The organism is Streptomyces sp. NPDC046349 (assembly GCF_055587885.1).
Genome location: NZ_JBVJFK010000016.1, coordinates 75,639 through 90,451, shown reverse-complemented (window position 1 = coordinate 90,451; position 14,813 = coordinate 75,639). Strand labels below are relative to the sequence as shown.

The window sequence follows — 14,813 nt, the reverse complement described above, 5'->3', positions numbered from 1 at the left end:
CGGTCGACGGCTCAGATGCGGTCGGCCGCCGGTTTGTGGTTGCCCTGGAGCCGTTCGAGGTCGGAGGGGCGGACCTGGATGACGAAGAGCGCGATCGCCGCTCCGACCAGGGTGAACAGGGCCGCCACGACGAAGGCCGCGCTGATGCCCGAGGCCAGCACCTGGTCGCCCCACGGCTCGGGGAGCTGTCCGGTGCGTTCGAAGAGGGCCTTCTGCACGGGGCCGGCCGTGGCGAGGAAGTTCGGGACCTGCTCCTGGGCCTCGTTGCGGCTCGCGGTGCCGTAGACGGTCACCAGGATCGACAGGCCGAGCGAACCGCCCACCTGCTGCATCGTGTTCAGCAGTCCGGACGCCGCCCCGGACTCCCGGTCGGGGACGTTGGACAGGGCCATCAGCGTCAGCGAGACGAACTGCAGGCCCATGCCGAGGGCGAAGAGCAGCATCGGGCCGAGGATGCTGCCGAGATAGGTGGAGTCGACGTCGATCCGGGTCAGCCAGGCCAGTCCGGCCGCCGACGACAGGGCGCCGCAGACCATGAACGGTTTGGGCCCGAACTTGGGCAGGAGTTTCGCGGTGAGGCCCGCTCCCACCGCTATCACCGCGCTGACGGGCAGGAAGGCGAGGCCGGCCTGGATCGGGCTGAAGCCGAGCACGATCTGCACGAAGAGGGTGAGGAAGAAGAACATGCCGAAGATCGCGCAGGCGAGCATGAGCATGATCCCGTAGGTCCCGGCCCGGTTGCGGTCGGCGAACATGTGCAGCGGGGTGATCGGCTGCGGCGATCGCCGCTCGTTGAGGATGAACAGCGTCAGCAGGACCACGGCGGCGCCGAAGGAGGCGAGCGTCACCGGGTCGCGCCAGCCCTCCTGGGAGGCCCGGATGAAGCCGTAGACGAGCGCGACCATACCCACGGTGGACAGCAGTGCGCCCGCGAAGTCGAAGTGTCCCGGGTGGCGTTCGGACTCGCGCAGGACCTTCGAGGCCAGGACGGCGATCACCAGCGCGATGGGGACGTTGACGAAGAGGACCCAGCGCCAGTCGAGCCACTCGACGAGGATGCCGCCCGCGAGGAGTCCGATCGCACCGCCGGCCGCCGAGACCCCGGCGAACACGCCGAACGCCCGGTTGCGGGCCGGGCCTTCGCGGAAGGTCGTGGTGATCAGCGCGAGGGCGGTCGGCGAGGCGATGGCGCCGCCGACGCCCTGGAGGGCTCGCGCGGCCAGCAACTGGCCCTCGTTCTGGGCGAGTCCGCCGAGGAGCGAGGCGAGGCCGAAGAGCAGGACGCCGAAGATGAAGACGCGTTTGCGGCCGAGGATGTCACCGATGCGGCCGCCGAGGAGCAGCAGGCCGCCGAAGGCCAGGGTGTAGGCGTTGACGACCCAGGAGAGGCTCTCGGTCGAGAAGTCCAGAGCGGTCTGGATGTGCGGCAGGGCGATGTTCACGATCGTGATGTCGAGAACCACCATGAGCTGGCAGGACGCGATGACGAACAGGGCGAGTCCGTTGCCGTTCCCCCGGACCGTGCCGTCCTTGCCGTCGGTCCGCCTGCTGCTCGGCGTTGTGTTCGGGTCCACCCTCCCGACGCTAAGCCCGCACCCCCGGGGTCACCACTCGAACGGCCTAGTGCCGGTGACATTTCACATGTCACACTACGATCATGGATGACTTCCTCAGGCTCTCCGCGAGCACGGCCCGATTCACCTACGGCGCCCCGCGGGCGCTGTCCTTCGGGGACGAAGGCCGACTGCTGTGGTTCCTCCGGTCGACCGGCCCCGCCGACGCCTTCGACAGCCTCTGGGTGCTCGATACCACCACCGGCGCAGAGATCCGGCTTGCCGATCCCCGCGAGCTGTGCCCCGAGCCCGGCCCCCTGCCCACCGCCGAGCGCCGACTGCGCGAGCGGACCCGGCTCGTCGCCGCCGGGATCGGCTCCTACGCGCTCTCCGGCGACGGGCGCCTCGCCGCCTTCGCGCTCTACGGGCGGCTCTACGGGGTCACCGCCGACGGCGCCGGAACCCTCAGGGAGATCCCCGCCGCAGGCCCCGCGCTGGACCCGCGGCCCAACTCCGACGGCTCGCGCACCGCCTACGTCGCCGACGACGCCCTGTACGTCGCCCCGGGCGGCCGGGTCAGCCCCGACGACGGAGCCCGTTGGGGTCTGGCCGAGTTCGCCGCCGCCGAGGAGCTCGGCCGCTCCCGGGGCCACTGGTGGTCCCCCGACGGGCTCACGCTGCTCGCCGCCCGCGTCGACGAGTCCGCCCTCCAGCGGCGGTGGTTCGCCGACCCCGCGCACCCCGAGCTGCCGGCCGAGGACTTCGCCTATCCGGAGGCGGGCGGGCCCAACGCCGAGGTGCAGCTGTGGGTGCTCGGCCCGGACGGGACCCGCACACGGATCGAATGGGACGCCGAGACCCACCCCTACGTCTCCGACGCGGGCTGGGAGTCGGCCGAGGAGATCCTGCTGACGGTCCAGGACCGGCTCCAGCGCACCGTGCTGCTGCTCTCCGCCGACCCGGCCACCGGCCGCACCCGGGAGCTGTCCCGCACCACGCACCCCCGGTGGGTGGACCCCCTGGTCCCCGGCACCCCGGCCCGTCTGCCGGACGGCCGGATGCTGACCTCGGCCGACACCCCCGGCGGAGCCGCCCGGGCCCTCGCCGTGGACGGGGTCCTCCTCACCGGGGACGGCGTCCAGGTCCGCGGCGTGGCCGGGGTCCACGAAGGCCGGCTGCTGATCGAGGCCGGACTGCGCGACCCGGCCGAACAGCAGGTGCTGCTGCTGGACACCGCCACCGGGGAGGCGATCCCGCTCGCCGACGGGCCCGGCGTCCACAGCGTGACCGCCTCGGCCGGATTCCTGCTGCTGACCTCCGCCGACGCCGACGGGGTGCGGCGCGTCGTGCGCACCCCCGACGGACGGGACCTGACCCCCGCCGACCTGTCGCAGCCGCTGCCGTACCGGGTGGCCCCGGTCCTGGAGCGGGTCACCGAGCACGGCGTTCCCACCGCGCTCGTACTGCCCCGCGGCCACGTCCCCGGGCGGAAGCTGCCCGTCCTGATGGACAGCTACGGCGGCCCCGGGGCGCAGGACATCACCGCCGACCCGCGCCGCTGGCAGCACCGCCAGTGGTGGGCCGACCAGGGCTTCGCGGTGGTGACCGTCGACAACCGCGGCACCGCGTACGTCTCGCCCGCCCACACCCACGCCATGTACCGCGGCTTCTCCGAAGTCACCCTGGACGACCAGGTCGCCGCACTGCACGCGCTGGCCTCGCGCCACGGCGACCTCGACCTCGGCCGGGTCGGCATCCGCGGCTGGTCCTACGGCGGCTACCTGTCGGCGATGGCCGTCCTGCGCCGCCCCGACGTCTTCCACGCCGCGGCCGCCGGGGCAGCGCCGACCGACTTCCGGCATTACGACACCGCATACACCGAGCGCTACCTCGGCCTGCCGCAGGAGCACCCGGACGTCTACGAACGGGACTCGCTGCTGCCCGACGCCCCGAAGCTGTCCCGGCCGCTGCTGCTGGTCACCGGACTGGCCGACGACAACGTCCACCCCTCGCACACCCTGCGCCTGTCCCAGGCCCTGACCGAAGCGGGCCGCCCCCACCAACTGCTGGCCCTCCCGGGCGTGACCCACATGACCCCGGGCGGCACCCGCGAGAAGATCATGGCGCTGGAACTCGACTTCTTCCGTCGCGAACTCGCCTGACGGCTGTGCCGCATGAGGGCTGTCCCGCAATCCCCGGCGGACGCACGGCGACAGCCACGGCGCCTCGCTGCGTGACGCGACGTGCGGTGCCGGGCGGCGCGGGCCGGCAAGATCCGAAAGAGAGGGCCCGGCCGCCGGCCGCCGTGACCGCCCCGTCCGCCGGCGGGCGGTCAGGGCTGTGGGGCGAACACCATGCGCACCAGGGCGATGGCGACCAGCACCGCCGCCGGCGCGTACCACCAACGCCGCAGCCGGCCGGTGTTCACGCCGGCCGCCGTCCCCGCGAGGGCCATCAGCTCCACCGCCAGCCCGAGCCCCGCCATCAGCCGCGCTGTTCCCGTCACCGTACGGTCCCAGGGCCCTTCCGACGCGGTGAGCAGCGCGCCCAGCACGAAGAACCCGGCCACGGCGTGCAGTCCCACCAGCACGGCCGCCCACGCGGCCGTGGCCACGTGGGCGCGCATGGCCCCCGCCGTCCGCCACTCAGTCATTCAGGGCCCGCCTCGCGTTCTCGATGTTCGCTCCGAAGCCACGACCGTAGGCCTGCGCCTCGTCCGTGCGCCAGCCCGGTCCGCCGTTGTACCTGGCGGCCAGTTCCCGGTAGTGGGCAGGGGTCATCTCCTCGGCGGGTACGTCCGCGAACGAGCTCTCCGCCTTGAGCTGGGCGAGGTACTCGGAAGCGATGTAGATGTTCGTCGAAGGGTTCTGCGTCGCCTTCTGGATCTCGTCCCGCTGGTCGCGCGTGAGGTTCTCCGGGTCGTAGCCGAGCACTTCCGCGGAGCGGCGGAGCTGGATGGCGATCGGTCCCATGGAGGTCTGGTCCGCCTCGCCCGACAGGCCGGCCTTGTCCGCCACCCACTGGAACTCCGGCCAGACCTCGTACTGGCTCCGCCGGTAGTTCACCGCGATGTTGTCGGCCCACTTCGGGTCGCCCTGGACCTCCTTCCAGGCGATTCCCGCGATCATGTCGGCCGGCAGGCCCGTGTACGCGGCCGCGTCCCTGATGTGCGCGCGGTTGGCGCGGATCCACTCGCGCCGGTCCTCGTCCGAATCCGACGGCAGCCACTTGTTCTGGTCCATGGCGTCCGGGAGTCCGGCCAGCCGGGACCGGATCTCCCGCAGCTTGGGGGACACGGTCTCGTCGCCGACGTTCGCGGCGATACCGTCGACGCGCGGGCCGCCTCCGGGCAGCACGGCGTGGGGATCGTGCGCGGCCTCTCCCACCTCCTGCCTCAGGGCGGGCATGCCGGCGAGGAGCACCGACGGGTGGGGCAGGTCGCCGCGGAAGTCGGGCAGGTTCTTGCGGGCCTTGCCCAGTTCGGCAACGCACAGGGTGCGCGCCTCGTGTTCGATGCGTTCGGCGTCCCCGAAGGCGTGCTTCGCACTGCTGTAGTGCCGGTCCGCGTCCTCGCGGATCTCATCGACGTCGACGGTGATCTCCGCCAGCCAGTCCAGGACTCCGGTGCGCTTGCGGAGGTCCTCCCACTGCCTCATCGGCTCGGCCCGCTGCGCGGTCTCCGTCACCGGGCTCGCCACCCGCGCCATGACCGCGGAGAGGGCCCGCTCGCTCGACAGACCGCTCTCGAAGCGCCCCTTCGCCCGGCCCACCGCCTCGGCGTAGTCGACGAGCGCCGCGTGGACGCTGCGGAAGGCGCCCGACAGGGCGGTGGCCAGCTTCTCCGCCTCGCCCAGGCGCTTGACGTAGAGCTCCTCGGCCTCGCTCACCCACTGGGTCCGCGTCGCCTTCAGGAAAGCGGAGTCCGCCGAGTCCAGGAGCAGGTGGAGCCTGCGGTACTCCTGGGCGGTGCGCTCGATGAGGGGAGGACTGCACAGTTCGAGGAACTCGACCTCGGTGCGGTAGGTCATGCCGGTCACCTGTCCTCGGCCGGTATGAACCGACCCTTTTCGAGCACGGCACGGAAGGCGCCCTCAGTGGCGAGGTCGGTCTGCGCGTAGTCGCCCCCCGCCACCTTGAGTTTGGTGGCGAGCGCGGCCAGCAGCGACACCGTGTCCAGGTATTGGTCGTCGGCGAACCGCGCGAAGGAGTCCAGGGCCGTGGACACGTCCTGGTGCGAACGGGGCACCCGGGCCATGACCGCCGTCTCGCCGTCGGGCCGTCCCGCGTACAGCAGGCCCGCGAGTTCGACGAGAAGATGAGAACTTCCGTTGATGGAAGCGGCGTTCGCCGTGAAGCCACCGCTACTCGATGTCATGTCCACCCCTAGGTCTTTTCCGGGGGGTGATGTTACGCGGGACCAGGGGGGATACCGGGTAGCGGAGGGACCCGGGGGCGATCGTGTCGGCCCCGGGTCCCCCCTCTTCCCGTGATCCCCGTCAGTCACCCGGGAAGTGGCACGCCACCTCGCGCGAGGCGGCAAGTCGCAGCAGCGGGCGTTCCGTTCGGCAGATTTCCTGGGCCTTGGGGCAGCGCGGGTGGAAGGTGCAGCCCGGCGGCGGAGCGGCCGGGCTCGGCGGGTCGCCGAGCAGGACGATCCGCTCCCGCCGCCGCTCCGCCGCCGGGTCGGGCAGCGGTACGGCGGACAACAGCGCCCTGGTGTAAGGGTGCTGGGGGTTCTCGTAGAGGGACGCCTTGTCCCCGATCTCGACGATCCGGCCGAGGTACATGACGGCGACCCGGTCGCTGACCCGTTTGACCACCGACAGGTCGTGCGCGATGAACACGTACGCGAGGCCCAGTTCCGCGCGCAGCCGCTCCATCAGGTTGACGATCTGCGCCTGGACGGAGACGTCGAGCGCGGAGACCGGTTCGTCGGCGACGATCAGCCGCGGTTCGGTGGCCAGCGAGCGTGCGATGCCGATGCGCTGGGCCTGGCCTCCGGAGAACTCGTGCGGGTAGCGGTCGATGTGTTCGGGGATCAGCCCCACGAGCTCCATCAGGTCGGCCGCGCGGCGACGGGCGTCCCCCGCGCTGCGCCCCTGTACCAGCAGCGGTTCGGAGATGATCCTGGCCACGGTCTGGCGGGGGTTGAGCGAGGAGTGCGGGTCCTGGAAGACCATCTGGATGTTCTTGCGTAGCGGGCGCAGGGCTCCCTGTGACAGACGGCTGATGTCCTCGCTCTCGAAGGCGATCCGGCCCGAGGTGGGCTCCAGCAGCCGTACGAGCATCCGTCCCGTGGTGGACTTCCCGCAGCCCGACTCCCCGACGAGGCCGAGGGTCCGGCCGGCCGCCAGGTCGAAGGTGACCCCGTCGACGGCGCGCACGGGCGCCCCCCGGCGCCCGGTCGCGGTGCGCCGGCCGGGGAAGGTCATGGCGAGGTCCTTCACGGAGAGCAGCGGTGCGGTGGTGCGCTTGTCCCGGTGGGTCGTGGGATCGCTCATCGGGCCGCCTCCTCGACGGCGCGGGCCCCGGCGAAGTGGCAGGCGACGGTCCTCCCGGGGCCGTCCCCGTACGCGGCAGGCTCCGGCCGCTCGCCGGTGCAGCGCTCGGCCGCGCGGGGACAGCGCGGTGCGAAGGCGCAGCCGGGGGCGGGTGCGAGGAGGGACGGCGGGGAGCCGGGGATGGAGGGGAGCGGTTCGTCGTCGGCGGTGTCGAGGCGGGGCAGCGAGTCGAGCAGCCCGCGGGTGTAGGGGTGGGCGGGGTCGGCGAACAAGTCGTCGACCGGCGCCTGTTCGGCTGCGCGGCCGCCGTACATGACCAGGACGTCGTGGGCGACGCGGGCGACGACACCCAGGTCGTGGGTGATCATCACGACCCCGAGACCGCGCTCCTGCTGGAGTTTCGCGATCAGTTCGAGGATCTGCGCCTGCACGGTGACGTCGAGGGCGGTGGTCGGTTCGTCGGCGATCAGCAGGTCGGGTTCGCAGGCCAGGGCCATGGCGATCATCGCGCGCTGGCGCATGCCTCCGGAGAACTGGTGCGGGTACTCCCCCGCCCGGCGGGCCGGTTCCGGGATGCCGACCTCGCCCAGCATGTCGACGGCGCGTCTGCGCGCGGCGGCCCGGCCGGCCTTGAAGTGCACTCGGAAGTGCTCGGCTATCTGCTCGCCGACGGTGTAGTAGGGGTGCAGGCTGGAGAGCGGATCCTGGAAGATCATGGCCATCCGGCGGCCGCGGACCTTGCCGAGCTCGCGCTCGCTCAGGCCGATGAGCGGTCGTCCGGCGAGCGCGACGGAGCCCCCGACCTCGACGGCGCCGCGGTGCAGGCCCATGACGGCGAGCGAGGTGACGGACTTGCCGGAGCCGGATTCTCCGACGATGCCGAGGGTGCGGCCGGCCTCGACGGTGAAGCCTATGGAGTCGACGGCGCGGACGGTCCCCCGAGGGGTGGTGAAGGTGACGCGCAGGTCACGTACTTCGAGGAGCGGATCGGCCATCAGTACCTCACTCTCGGGTCGATGACGGCGTACAGGAGGTCCACGACCAGGTTGGCGACGACGATGAAGAAGGCCGCGAGGAGGGTGACGCCGAGGACGACGGGCTGGTCGGAGTTGACGAGGGCGCCGTAGAAGAGCCTTCCGATGCCCGGGAGTCCGAAGATGGACTCGGTGATGACGGCGCCGGCGAGCAGCCCGCCGAGGTCGATGCCGAAGATGGTCAGGATCGGCGTCATCCCGGAGCGCAGGCCGTGTTTGACGACGACCGTCCGCTCGGGCATGCCTTTGGCGCGGGCGGTGCGGATGTAGGGCTCGGCCATCGCCTCGATCATCGAACCGCGGCTCTGGCGGGCGTACATGGCGGCATAGAGCAGCGCGAGCGCGGTCCAGGGCAGGAGCAGGTTCGAGGCCCAGCCGAGCGGGTTGTCGGTGAACGCCTGGTAAGTGGGGTAGGGCAGCAGGCCGGCGATGCGGATGACGCCGTAGATGAGCATCACCGAGGTGAAGTACACGGGCAGCGAGGCGGCGGCGACGGCGCCGACCATCAGGGCCTTGTCGGTGGCGGTGTCCTTGCGCAGGGCGGCGGTGACCCCGGCGCCGAGGCCGAGGAGCAGCCACAGCACGGCGGCGCCGAGGGCGAGGGAGGCGGAGACCGGGAGGCGGTCCATGAGCAGGTCCCACACGGGCAGGGAGCTCTCGTACGAGTAGCCCAGGCAGGGGAAGTCGCAGGCGACGGCGTACTGGCCGGTGCCGAGGGTGCGGCCGGTGAAGATGCCGGTCAGGAAGTCGGCGAACTGCTTCCACAGGGGCTGGTCGAGGCCCAGGTGGACGCGGACGTCGGCCAGGCGTTCGGCGCTGCAGGTCTTGCCGCATGCGGCGGCGGCCGGGTCGGCGGGCAGGACGTAGAAGATGAGGAAGGTGACGGCCGCGATGGCGAGGAGCACGCCGGCGAGGGCGAGGAGCCGGCGGGCCAGGTAGACGATCACGTGCGGCCGCCCCTCGGGTCGAGGATGTCGCGCAGGGCGTCGCCCAGGAGGGTGAAGGCGAGCACGGCGAGGAACAGGAACACGCTGGGGATGACGAAGTACATGGGGTCGGTCTCGTAGTAGGCGACGGACTCGGCGATCATCTGGCCCCAGGAGGGGGTGGGCGGGCGGACGCCGACGCCGAGGTAGCTGAGGGCGGCCTCGGTGCTGATCATTCCGGGGATGAGCAGGGTGGTGTAGGCGATGACGGGGCCCGCCACGCCCGGCAGGATCTCGCGGGTGAGGATCCGCCAGGGTCCGGCGCCGCCGACGCGGGCGGCGTCGACGTACTCGCGGTGCTTGAGGGAGAGGGTCTGGCCGCGGACCACGCGGGCGATGCCGGGCCAGCCGAAGACGCCGATGACGACGGTCATGAGGACGAGCCGGTTGACGTCCTTGGCCACGGACAGCATGGCGATCATGAAGATCAGGGAGGGGAAGGACATGGTCAGGTCCATGAGCCGGGACAGGACGGTGTCGGTGCGGCCGCCGAAGTAGCCGGCGGCGATCCCGGCGGCGGTGCCGGCCAGGACCACGATGGCGGTGGCGGCGAAGGCGATCAGGAGGGAGACCTGCGCGCCGTGGACGACGCGGGCGAACAGGTCGCGCCCGGTGACGGGTTCCACGCCGAGCCAGTGCTCGGGGCTGATCCCGCCGAGGGCGCCGATCGGCTGGCCGCCGAGGTACGGGTCGACGGCGCTCTTGTCGAACTCGTGCGGGGACCAGCCGCCGAGCGCGCCCAGCCAGGGGGCGGTGACGGCCATCAGGGCGAAGAGGACGACGATGGCGAGGCTGACGCGGACGGCGGGGCGGCGGCGCAGTTCCCGCCGGGCGAGCTGCCAGGGGCTGCTGCCGGGCGCCGCCGCGGGCCGGACGGCGGTGTCGGCGTCGGCGTCGGCCGGTGCTGTGGTGGTCATGGTGTCGGGGGCTCCGGGTTCCTTCAGCCCTGGCTCTTCGAGGGGTCCTTGAGCCCGACGGTGGCGTAGTCGATGGTGCCGGTCCACACGGGGTGCCCGAAGGCGCCCGCGATGTTCGTGCCGACGAGGAGCGGCTTGCGCTCCAGCAGGATCGGAACGTTGGGCGACTTGGCCATCAGGGTCGCGTCGAGGTCGATCCAGGCCTGGTTGGCCTGCTTGGCGTCGGCCATGGCGTTGATCTCGTCGATGCGCTTCATGACCTCCTCGTCGCGGAACTGGCTGTAGTTGCCCTGGTTCCCCTTCGGCTTGATGGTGCGTCCGTCGAAGACGAAGGGGATCCAGGTGGAGCCGGAGGGGTAGTCGGGGCACCAGCCGGTGAGGGTCATGTCGGGGGTGGTGGACAGGTCGCCGATGACGTCGTAGTAGGCGCCGGGGTCGACGGTGTCGATGACGACCTCGATGCCCGCGCGGGACAGGCCCTGCTGGATGGCCTCGGCCTTGCCCTTGTCGCCGGTGGAGACGGAGAGGGAGACCTTCAGGGTGTCCTTGCCGGCGGCCTTGAGGAGTTCCTTGGCCTTGGCCGGGTCGCCCGCCGGGGGGATCTTCAGGGTGTCGGCCTGCTTGCCGCCGGAGAGGGCCGGGGGCAGGTAGGCGGTGGCGATCTCGTTGAGGGCGGGTCCGCCGCCCGCGGTGACGACGGCCTCCTTGTCGACGGCGTACTGCATGGCCTCGCGGACCTTGGGGTCGTCGAAGGGGGCGCGCGAGTTGTTCAGGTGGAGCATCTCGGTGCAGCCCTGGGACTCGGCGAGCAGCCGGGACTTGACGTCGGGCTTGGGCAGCACCTTGGGGGCGCTCTCGGGGCGCATGTCGGCGTACTGCACCGTGGAGGCGTCGGCGCCCTCGCCGGCGATGATCCGGTCGTCGATCTGGCCGCCCTTGAGGCCCATGACGACCACGAACTTGTCCGGGTAGGCCTTGCGGACGGTGTCGGTGCCCGGGTCCCAGTGCTCGTTGCGGACGAGGACGAGCTTCTTGTCGCGGTCGTACGACTCGATCTTGTAGGGGCCGGAGGAGAACGGGCGGGCGTCGTACTGGGTGCCCTTCTCCTGGGACTGGGGCACGGGGGCGAAGGTCGGCAGGGTGGCGGTGGCGGAGAACTCGGCGACAGGGCGCTTCAGTTCGAAGACGATCGTGCGGTCGTCCGGGGTCTTGACGGAGTCGAGGTGCTGACCCTGGAGGGGCCCCTTGTAGCCCTCGGTGCCGGCCAGGTACTGGGCGGCGTAGTCGGGCCCGCCGGTGAGGTCGGGGGCGAAGGAGCGCTCGACGTTGTACTTGATGTCCTGGGCCCTGACCGGGGTGCCGTCCTCGTACTTGACGCCCTCCTTGAGGGTGAAGGTCCAGGTGCGGCCGCCGTTGGAGGGGGTGCCGAGGTCGGTGGCGAGGTCGGGGACCAGCTCGCTTCCGGCCTTGCCGGGCTCGGCCTTGAAGGTGACGAGCGTGCGGTAGAGCAGGCGGGTGCCGAAGTCCATGGTCGGCATGACCCAGTTGCGGGCGGGGTCGAGGTGCGCGAAGTCCTGGTTGGACAAAACGGTGAGGGTGCCGCCCTTGACCGGGGTGCCGCCGAGGATCTTGCCGTCGTTGGCGGCGGCCGGGTTCTCCGCGCCGGCGCCGGCCTGGCCCTTCTTGGTGCCGGTGCAGCCCGCGGCGCCGAGTGCGAGTGCGGCCACCAGGGCGGTGGCGAGGGCGAGTTGGGTGCGCTTGGTCATGGTCACTCCAGGGAAGGGCACGCTCAGCGGCTCTACGATGTGACCGGTAACATAGTAATGTGAAATTGCACTGACAAGGGGTTGGGTTCCCCGTTATCCAGCCGTGTCCAAATCCCCTGGCGCCGGGCCCCGTTGGCGGGAGCGGCGCACCGCTGCGCCTCCCGGCGCGGCGGCGGGCCCGGGCGGTGGGACGGCCGGCGGCCTCTACGCCGTTCCGGCCGGTCGGCGGGCGGCGATCTCGTGGAGTTCCTCCTCGGTGAGGGCGATGCCGAACACCTCGCGCAGGGTCCCGTCCAGGGCCTCCGGGGCTATCTGCTCGGTGGTGCTCGTCCCGTCGGGGAGGGTGGTGACGAGCGTCAGGTCGTCCAGGCTGTGGTGGGCGGCCGGGGTCATCCGCTGCGCGAAGAGCCGGCGGACGAACGGGGAGCGGGCGTGGGTGCCCACGAAGTGGCTGCCCACGACGTAGTCGATCGGGTACTGGGGGGTGAGGGTGAAGGTGTGCCGGTCGATCCACGGGGTCGGGGCCCGCCCGGGGTCTTTGTCCGGCCCGGCCGGGCCGGGTGAGGTCTGGTACAGCCACCACTGGTCGATGCCGTGGCCGCCGGGCCGCCGTTCCAGCAGGTGCCGCCAGCCGTCGTACGCGGCGTGCGCGCCGTCGGCGAGTTCGATCGGTCCGAGCGGGCCGGCCCCGAAGCCGACGTCGCACAGCCACTCGCGGTCGTCGTCGCGGGCGGTCACGGCGAGCAGGCCGTGGGTGGCGGGAAGGACCTTGGGCGCGCCGAGGCTGACCCGTCCGATCATGCCGGTGACGTGGAACCCGAGGCGCTCGACGGCGGCGGCGAAGAGGAGGACGTGCTCGAAGCAGTAGCCGCCGCGGCCGTCGCGGACCAGGCGGGCCTCGACGGAGGGCAGATCGAGCGGCAGGTCCCGGCCCAGGACGGCGTGGACGTTCTCGAAGGGGATGCCGGTGGTGTGGGCGCGCTGGAGCCCGCGCAGGACTGCGAGGGTCGGCTCGCGGGGGCCGTCGTACCCGATCCGGACCAAATAGGCGTCGAGGTCGAGCAGTTCGCCGGACCACCGGTCGGGCCGGTGGTCGGTCGGGCTGGGGTCTGGCACGGGAGGGAAGTCCGCGGGGCGTCCCTCGGGTCGGGCCCCGGGGGTCGGGAGGTCGGTGGCAGGGGCGGCGCTCGGGGCGCGCCCGGTGTCGGCTGGCCGGATGTTCATGATCCCAGCCTCCTCCCTCGACCCGCCTCCGGGTCAAGCCGGCGGGCGGATCCGGGGTGCACCGCCGCGGGCCGCCGTGCCGTGCCGGCCCGCACGGCACGGCACGGCACGGGGAAACGGCCTAGCGGACCGGGCCCAGGCCGCCCGGGGTGCGGCCGACCGGTTCGTCGCGGCCCTGGGCCCACAGGGAGCGGACGTGGCCCAGGTGGCGCTGCATGCAGGCCTCCGCCGCCTTCGCGTCGCCGCTGATCATCAGGTCCAGCAGCTCCAGGTGCTCCTCGGCGGAGGAGACCAGCTTGCCCGCCTCGTCCAGGCCGGTCAGGCCGTACAGGCGGGAGCGCTTGCGCAGGTCGCCGACGGTCTCCACGAGGCGTTCGTTTCCCGCGAGGCCGAGCAGTGTGAGATGGAAGCGGCGGTCGGCCTCCAGGTAGCCGATGAGGTTGTGCTCGCGGGCACTGGTGACGATCTCCTGCGCGATGGGGCGCAGTTCCTCCAGCTGTTCGGCCGTGGCCGTCTTCGTGATCCGGCCGATGGTCGGCACCTCGATCATGGTGCGGAGCTCGGTGTACTGGTCGAGGTCGCGCTCGCTGACCTCGGTGATCCGGAAGCCCTTGTTGCGGACCGGCTCGACCAGGCCCTCCCGCGCCAGGTCGAGCATGGCCTCGCGCACCGGGGTGGCCGACACGCCCAGTTCGGCCGCGAGGCCGGGGGCGGAGTAGACGCTGCCGGGGCGCAGCTCACCCGCTATCAGAGCGGCTCGGAGGGCGTGCCCGACCTGGTCGCGGAGTCGTTCCTGGGCCTTGATGAGGCTGTGCTGCTTCAGGTCACCCATTGCGTTTCCTCCGAGACCCTTTTCACCTGCCGACGAGCAGACGAACAGCGTACAATGTCACGTTGCGCTGCTCATACCTGAGCGGCCTCGTACAGCGCGACCGCCACGGCAAGATCCTCCCAGGCCATGCCCACACTCTTGAAGAGCTGTGGACAACCCCGCTCGCCTCCCGCCGGCAGCCGTCCGGCGACCAGGTCCGCGAGCGTGCCCGTGATGTGCCCCGCCCCGACGGCCCCCTCCGCCTCCGGGACGAGCAGATCACCGGCCTCCCGCAGCGCCGCCGCCCGCGACTCCACGTACACCGCCGCGCGTCGCACGAGGGCGGTGTCCGTCTCCCGGGCGGTCGGCTCGTGCGATCCGACGGCCACGACCACCGCGTCCGGCCGCACCAGCCGCCCGTCGAAGAGCGGTTCGCGGGCCGTGGTGCAGCAGACGACCAGATCGGCGTCGGCCACGTCCTCGGGGGTGCCGGTCCGGGCGGCCGGTCCCAGGCTGCGGGCGTGCGCGGCGAGGCGTTCGGCACCCTCCCGGTTGCGGGCGACCACCACCACCAGCTCCGGCTCCCCCTCGGCGACGACCGCTTCGAGATGCCCGTACGCCTGCGGTCCGGAGCCGAAGAGCACCATCCGCAACGGCCGCCCGGCCGGCGCCAGGTGGCGCAGCGCGAGGGCCGAGACCGCCGGGGTGCGCAGGGCGGTCAGGGCCGCGCCGTCGAGCAGGGCGAGCGGGCACAGGGTGGGCCCGTCCAGCAGCAGGTAGGAGCCGGTGATCCGGGGCAGCCCGCGCGCCGGGTTGCCGGGCGCGACCCCGGCGATCTTCACCCCGGCGTACGAGGCGGACGCGGCCGGCATCAGCAGCAGTTCGCCGTCGCCGGGCACCCCGATCGCGGAGCGCGGGGGGCAGCTCTCCGGGTCGAGGCCGCCGCGCAGGGCGGCGGCCAGGGCGTCGGCGGCCGCGGCCGGGCCGAGCAGCGCGGCCATGGCCGCGGCGCCGAGCTGGG

13 protein-coding genes are annotated in these 14,813 nt (G+C 72.2%); 1 reads left to right on the top strand and 12 read right to left on the bottom strand.

Annotated features, from left to right (window positions below):
• Positions 1–11 precede the first annotated feature (11 nt).
• Entirely contained in the window at positions 12–1,574 is a 1,563-nt protein-coding gene (locus tag ACZ6JS_RS31565) for an MFS transporter (RefSeq protein WP_469303045.1), read from the bottom strand.
• Positions 1,575–1,657: 83 nt separating this feature from the next.
• Here ACZ6JS_RS31565 and ACZ6JS_RS31560 point away from each other — a divergent pair, with 83 nt between their 5' ends.
• Entirely contained in the window at positions 1,658–3,715 is a 2,058-nt protein-coding gene (locus ACZ6JS_RS31560) for a S9 family peptidase (protein ID WP_469303043.1), read from the top strand.
• Positions 3,716–3,885: 170 nt separating this feature from the next.
• Here the strand turns inward: ACZ6JS_RS31560 and ACZ6JS_RS31555 are convergent, their stop codons facing one another.
• The 11 genes from ACZ6JS_RS31555 to ACZ6JS_RS31505 form a co-directional block, all read right to left on the bottom strand.
• Entirely contained in the window at positions 3,886–4,206 is a 321-nt protein-coding gene (locus ACZ6JS_RS31555) for a hypothetical protein (RefSeq protein WP_469303042.1), read from the bottom strand.
• A complete protein-coding gene (locus ACZ6JS_RS31550) occupies positions 4,199–5,581 on the bottom strand; it encodes a hypothetical protein (protein ID WP_469303041.1) in 1,383 nt (460 codons plus the stop codon). Before ACZ6JS_RS31550 ends, ACZ6JS_RS31555 begins: the two co-directional genes overlap by 8 nt.
• Positions 5,582–5,586: 5 nt before the next feature.
• Positions 5,587–5,928, bottom strand: coding sequence for a hypothetical protein (locus ACZ6JS_RS31545; RefSeq protein WP_469303039.1), 342 nt, complete (start codon positions 5,926–5,928; stop codon positions 5,587–5,589).
• A 121-nt stretch (positions 5,929–6,049) separates the two neighbouring features.
• Complete coding sequence (locus ACZ6JS_RS31540) at positions 6,050–7,054, bottom strand: ABC transporter ATP-binding protein (RefSeq protein WP_469303037.1); 1,005 nt, start codon at positions 7,052–7,054, stop codon at positions 6,050–6,052.
• Positions 7,051–8,049, bottom strand: coding sequence for an ABC transporter ATP-binding protein (locus ACZ6JS_RS31535; RefSeq protein ID WP_469303036.1), 999 nt, complete (start codon positions 8,047–8,049; stop codon positions 7,051–7,053). Before ACZ6JS_RS31535 ends, ACZ6JS_RS31540 begins: the two co-directional genes overlap by 4 nt.
• Positions 8,049–9,035 (bottom strand): ABC transporter permease, encoded by a 987-nt coding sequence (locus ACZ6JS_RS31530; protein ID WP_469303035.1) that lies wholly within the window; start codon positions 9,033–9,035, stop codon positions 8,049–8,051. The genes ACZ6JS_RS31535 and ACZ6JS_RS31530 overlap by 1 nt, the downstream gene beginning before the upstream one ends.
• Positions 9,032–9,991: an ABC transporter permease gene (locus tag ACZ6JS_RS31525; protein ID WP_469303033.1), complete on the bottom strand. Its 960-nt coding sequence runs from the start codon at positions 9,989–9,991 to the stop codon at positions 9,032–9,034. The genes ACZ6JS_RS31530 and ACZ6JS_RS31525 overlap by 4 nt, the downstream gene beginning before the upstream one ends.
• Positions 9,992–10,014: 23 nt before the next feature.
• Entirely contained in the window at positions 10,015–11,757 is a 1,743-nt protein-coding gene (locus ACZ6JS_RS31520; protein ID WP_469303032.1) for an ABC transporter substrate-binding protein, read from the bottom strand.
• Positions 11,758–11,961: 204 nt separating this feature from the next.
• Positions 11,962–12,981, bottom strand: coding sequence for an arylamine N-acetyltransferase family protein (locus tag ACZ6JS_RS31515; protein ID WP_469303030.1), 1,020 nt, complete (start codon positions 12,979–12,981; stop codon positions 11,962–11,964).
• A 121-nt stretch (positions 12,982–13,102) separates the two neighbouring features.
• Positions 13,103–13,813: a GntR family transcriptional regulator gene (locus ACZ6JS_RS31510; protein ID WP_136229507.1), complete on the bottom strand. Its 711-nt coding sequence runs from the start codon at positions 13,811–13,813 to the stop codon at positions 13,103–13,105.
• 71 nt (positions 13,814–13,884) lie between these two features.
• Positions 13,885–14,793: an ornithine cyclodeaminase family protein gene (locus ACZ6JS_RS31505; RefSeq protein WP_469303178.1), complete on the bottom strand. Its 909-nt coding sequence runs from the start codon at positions 14,791–14,793 to the stop codon at positions 13,885–13,887.
• Positions 14,794–14,813: the final 20 nt, after the last annotated feature.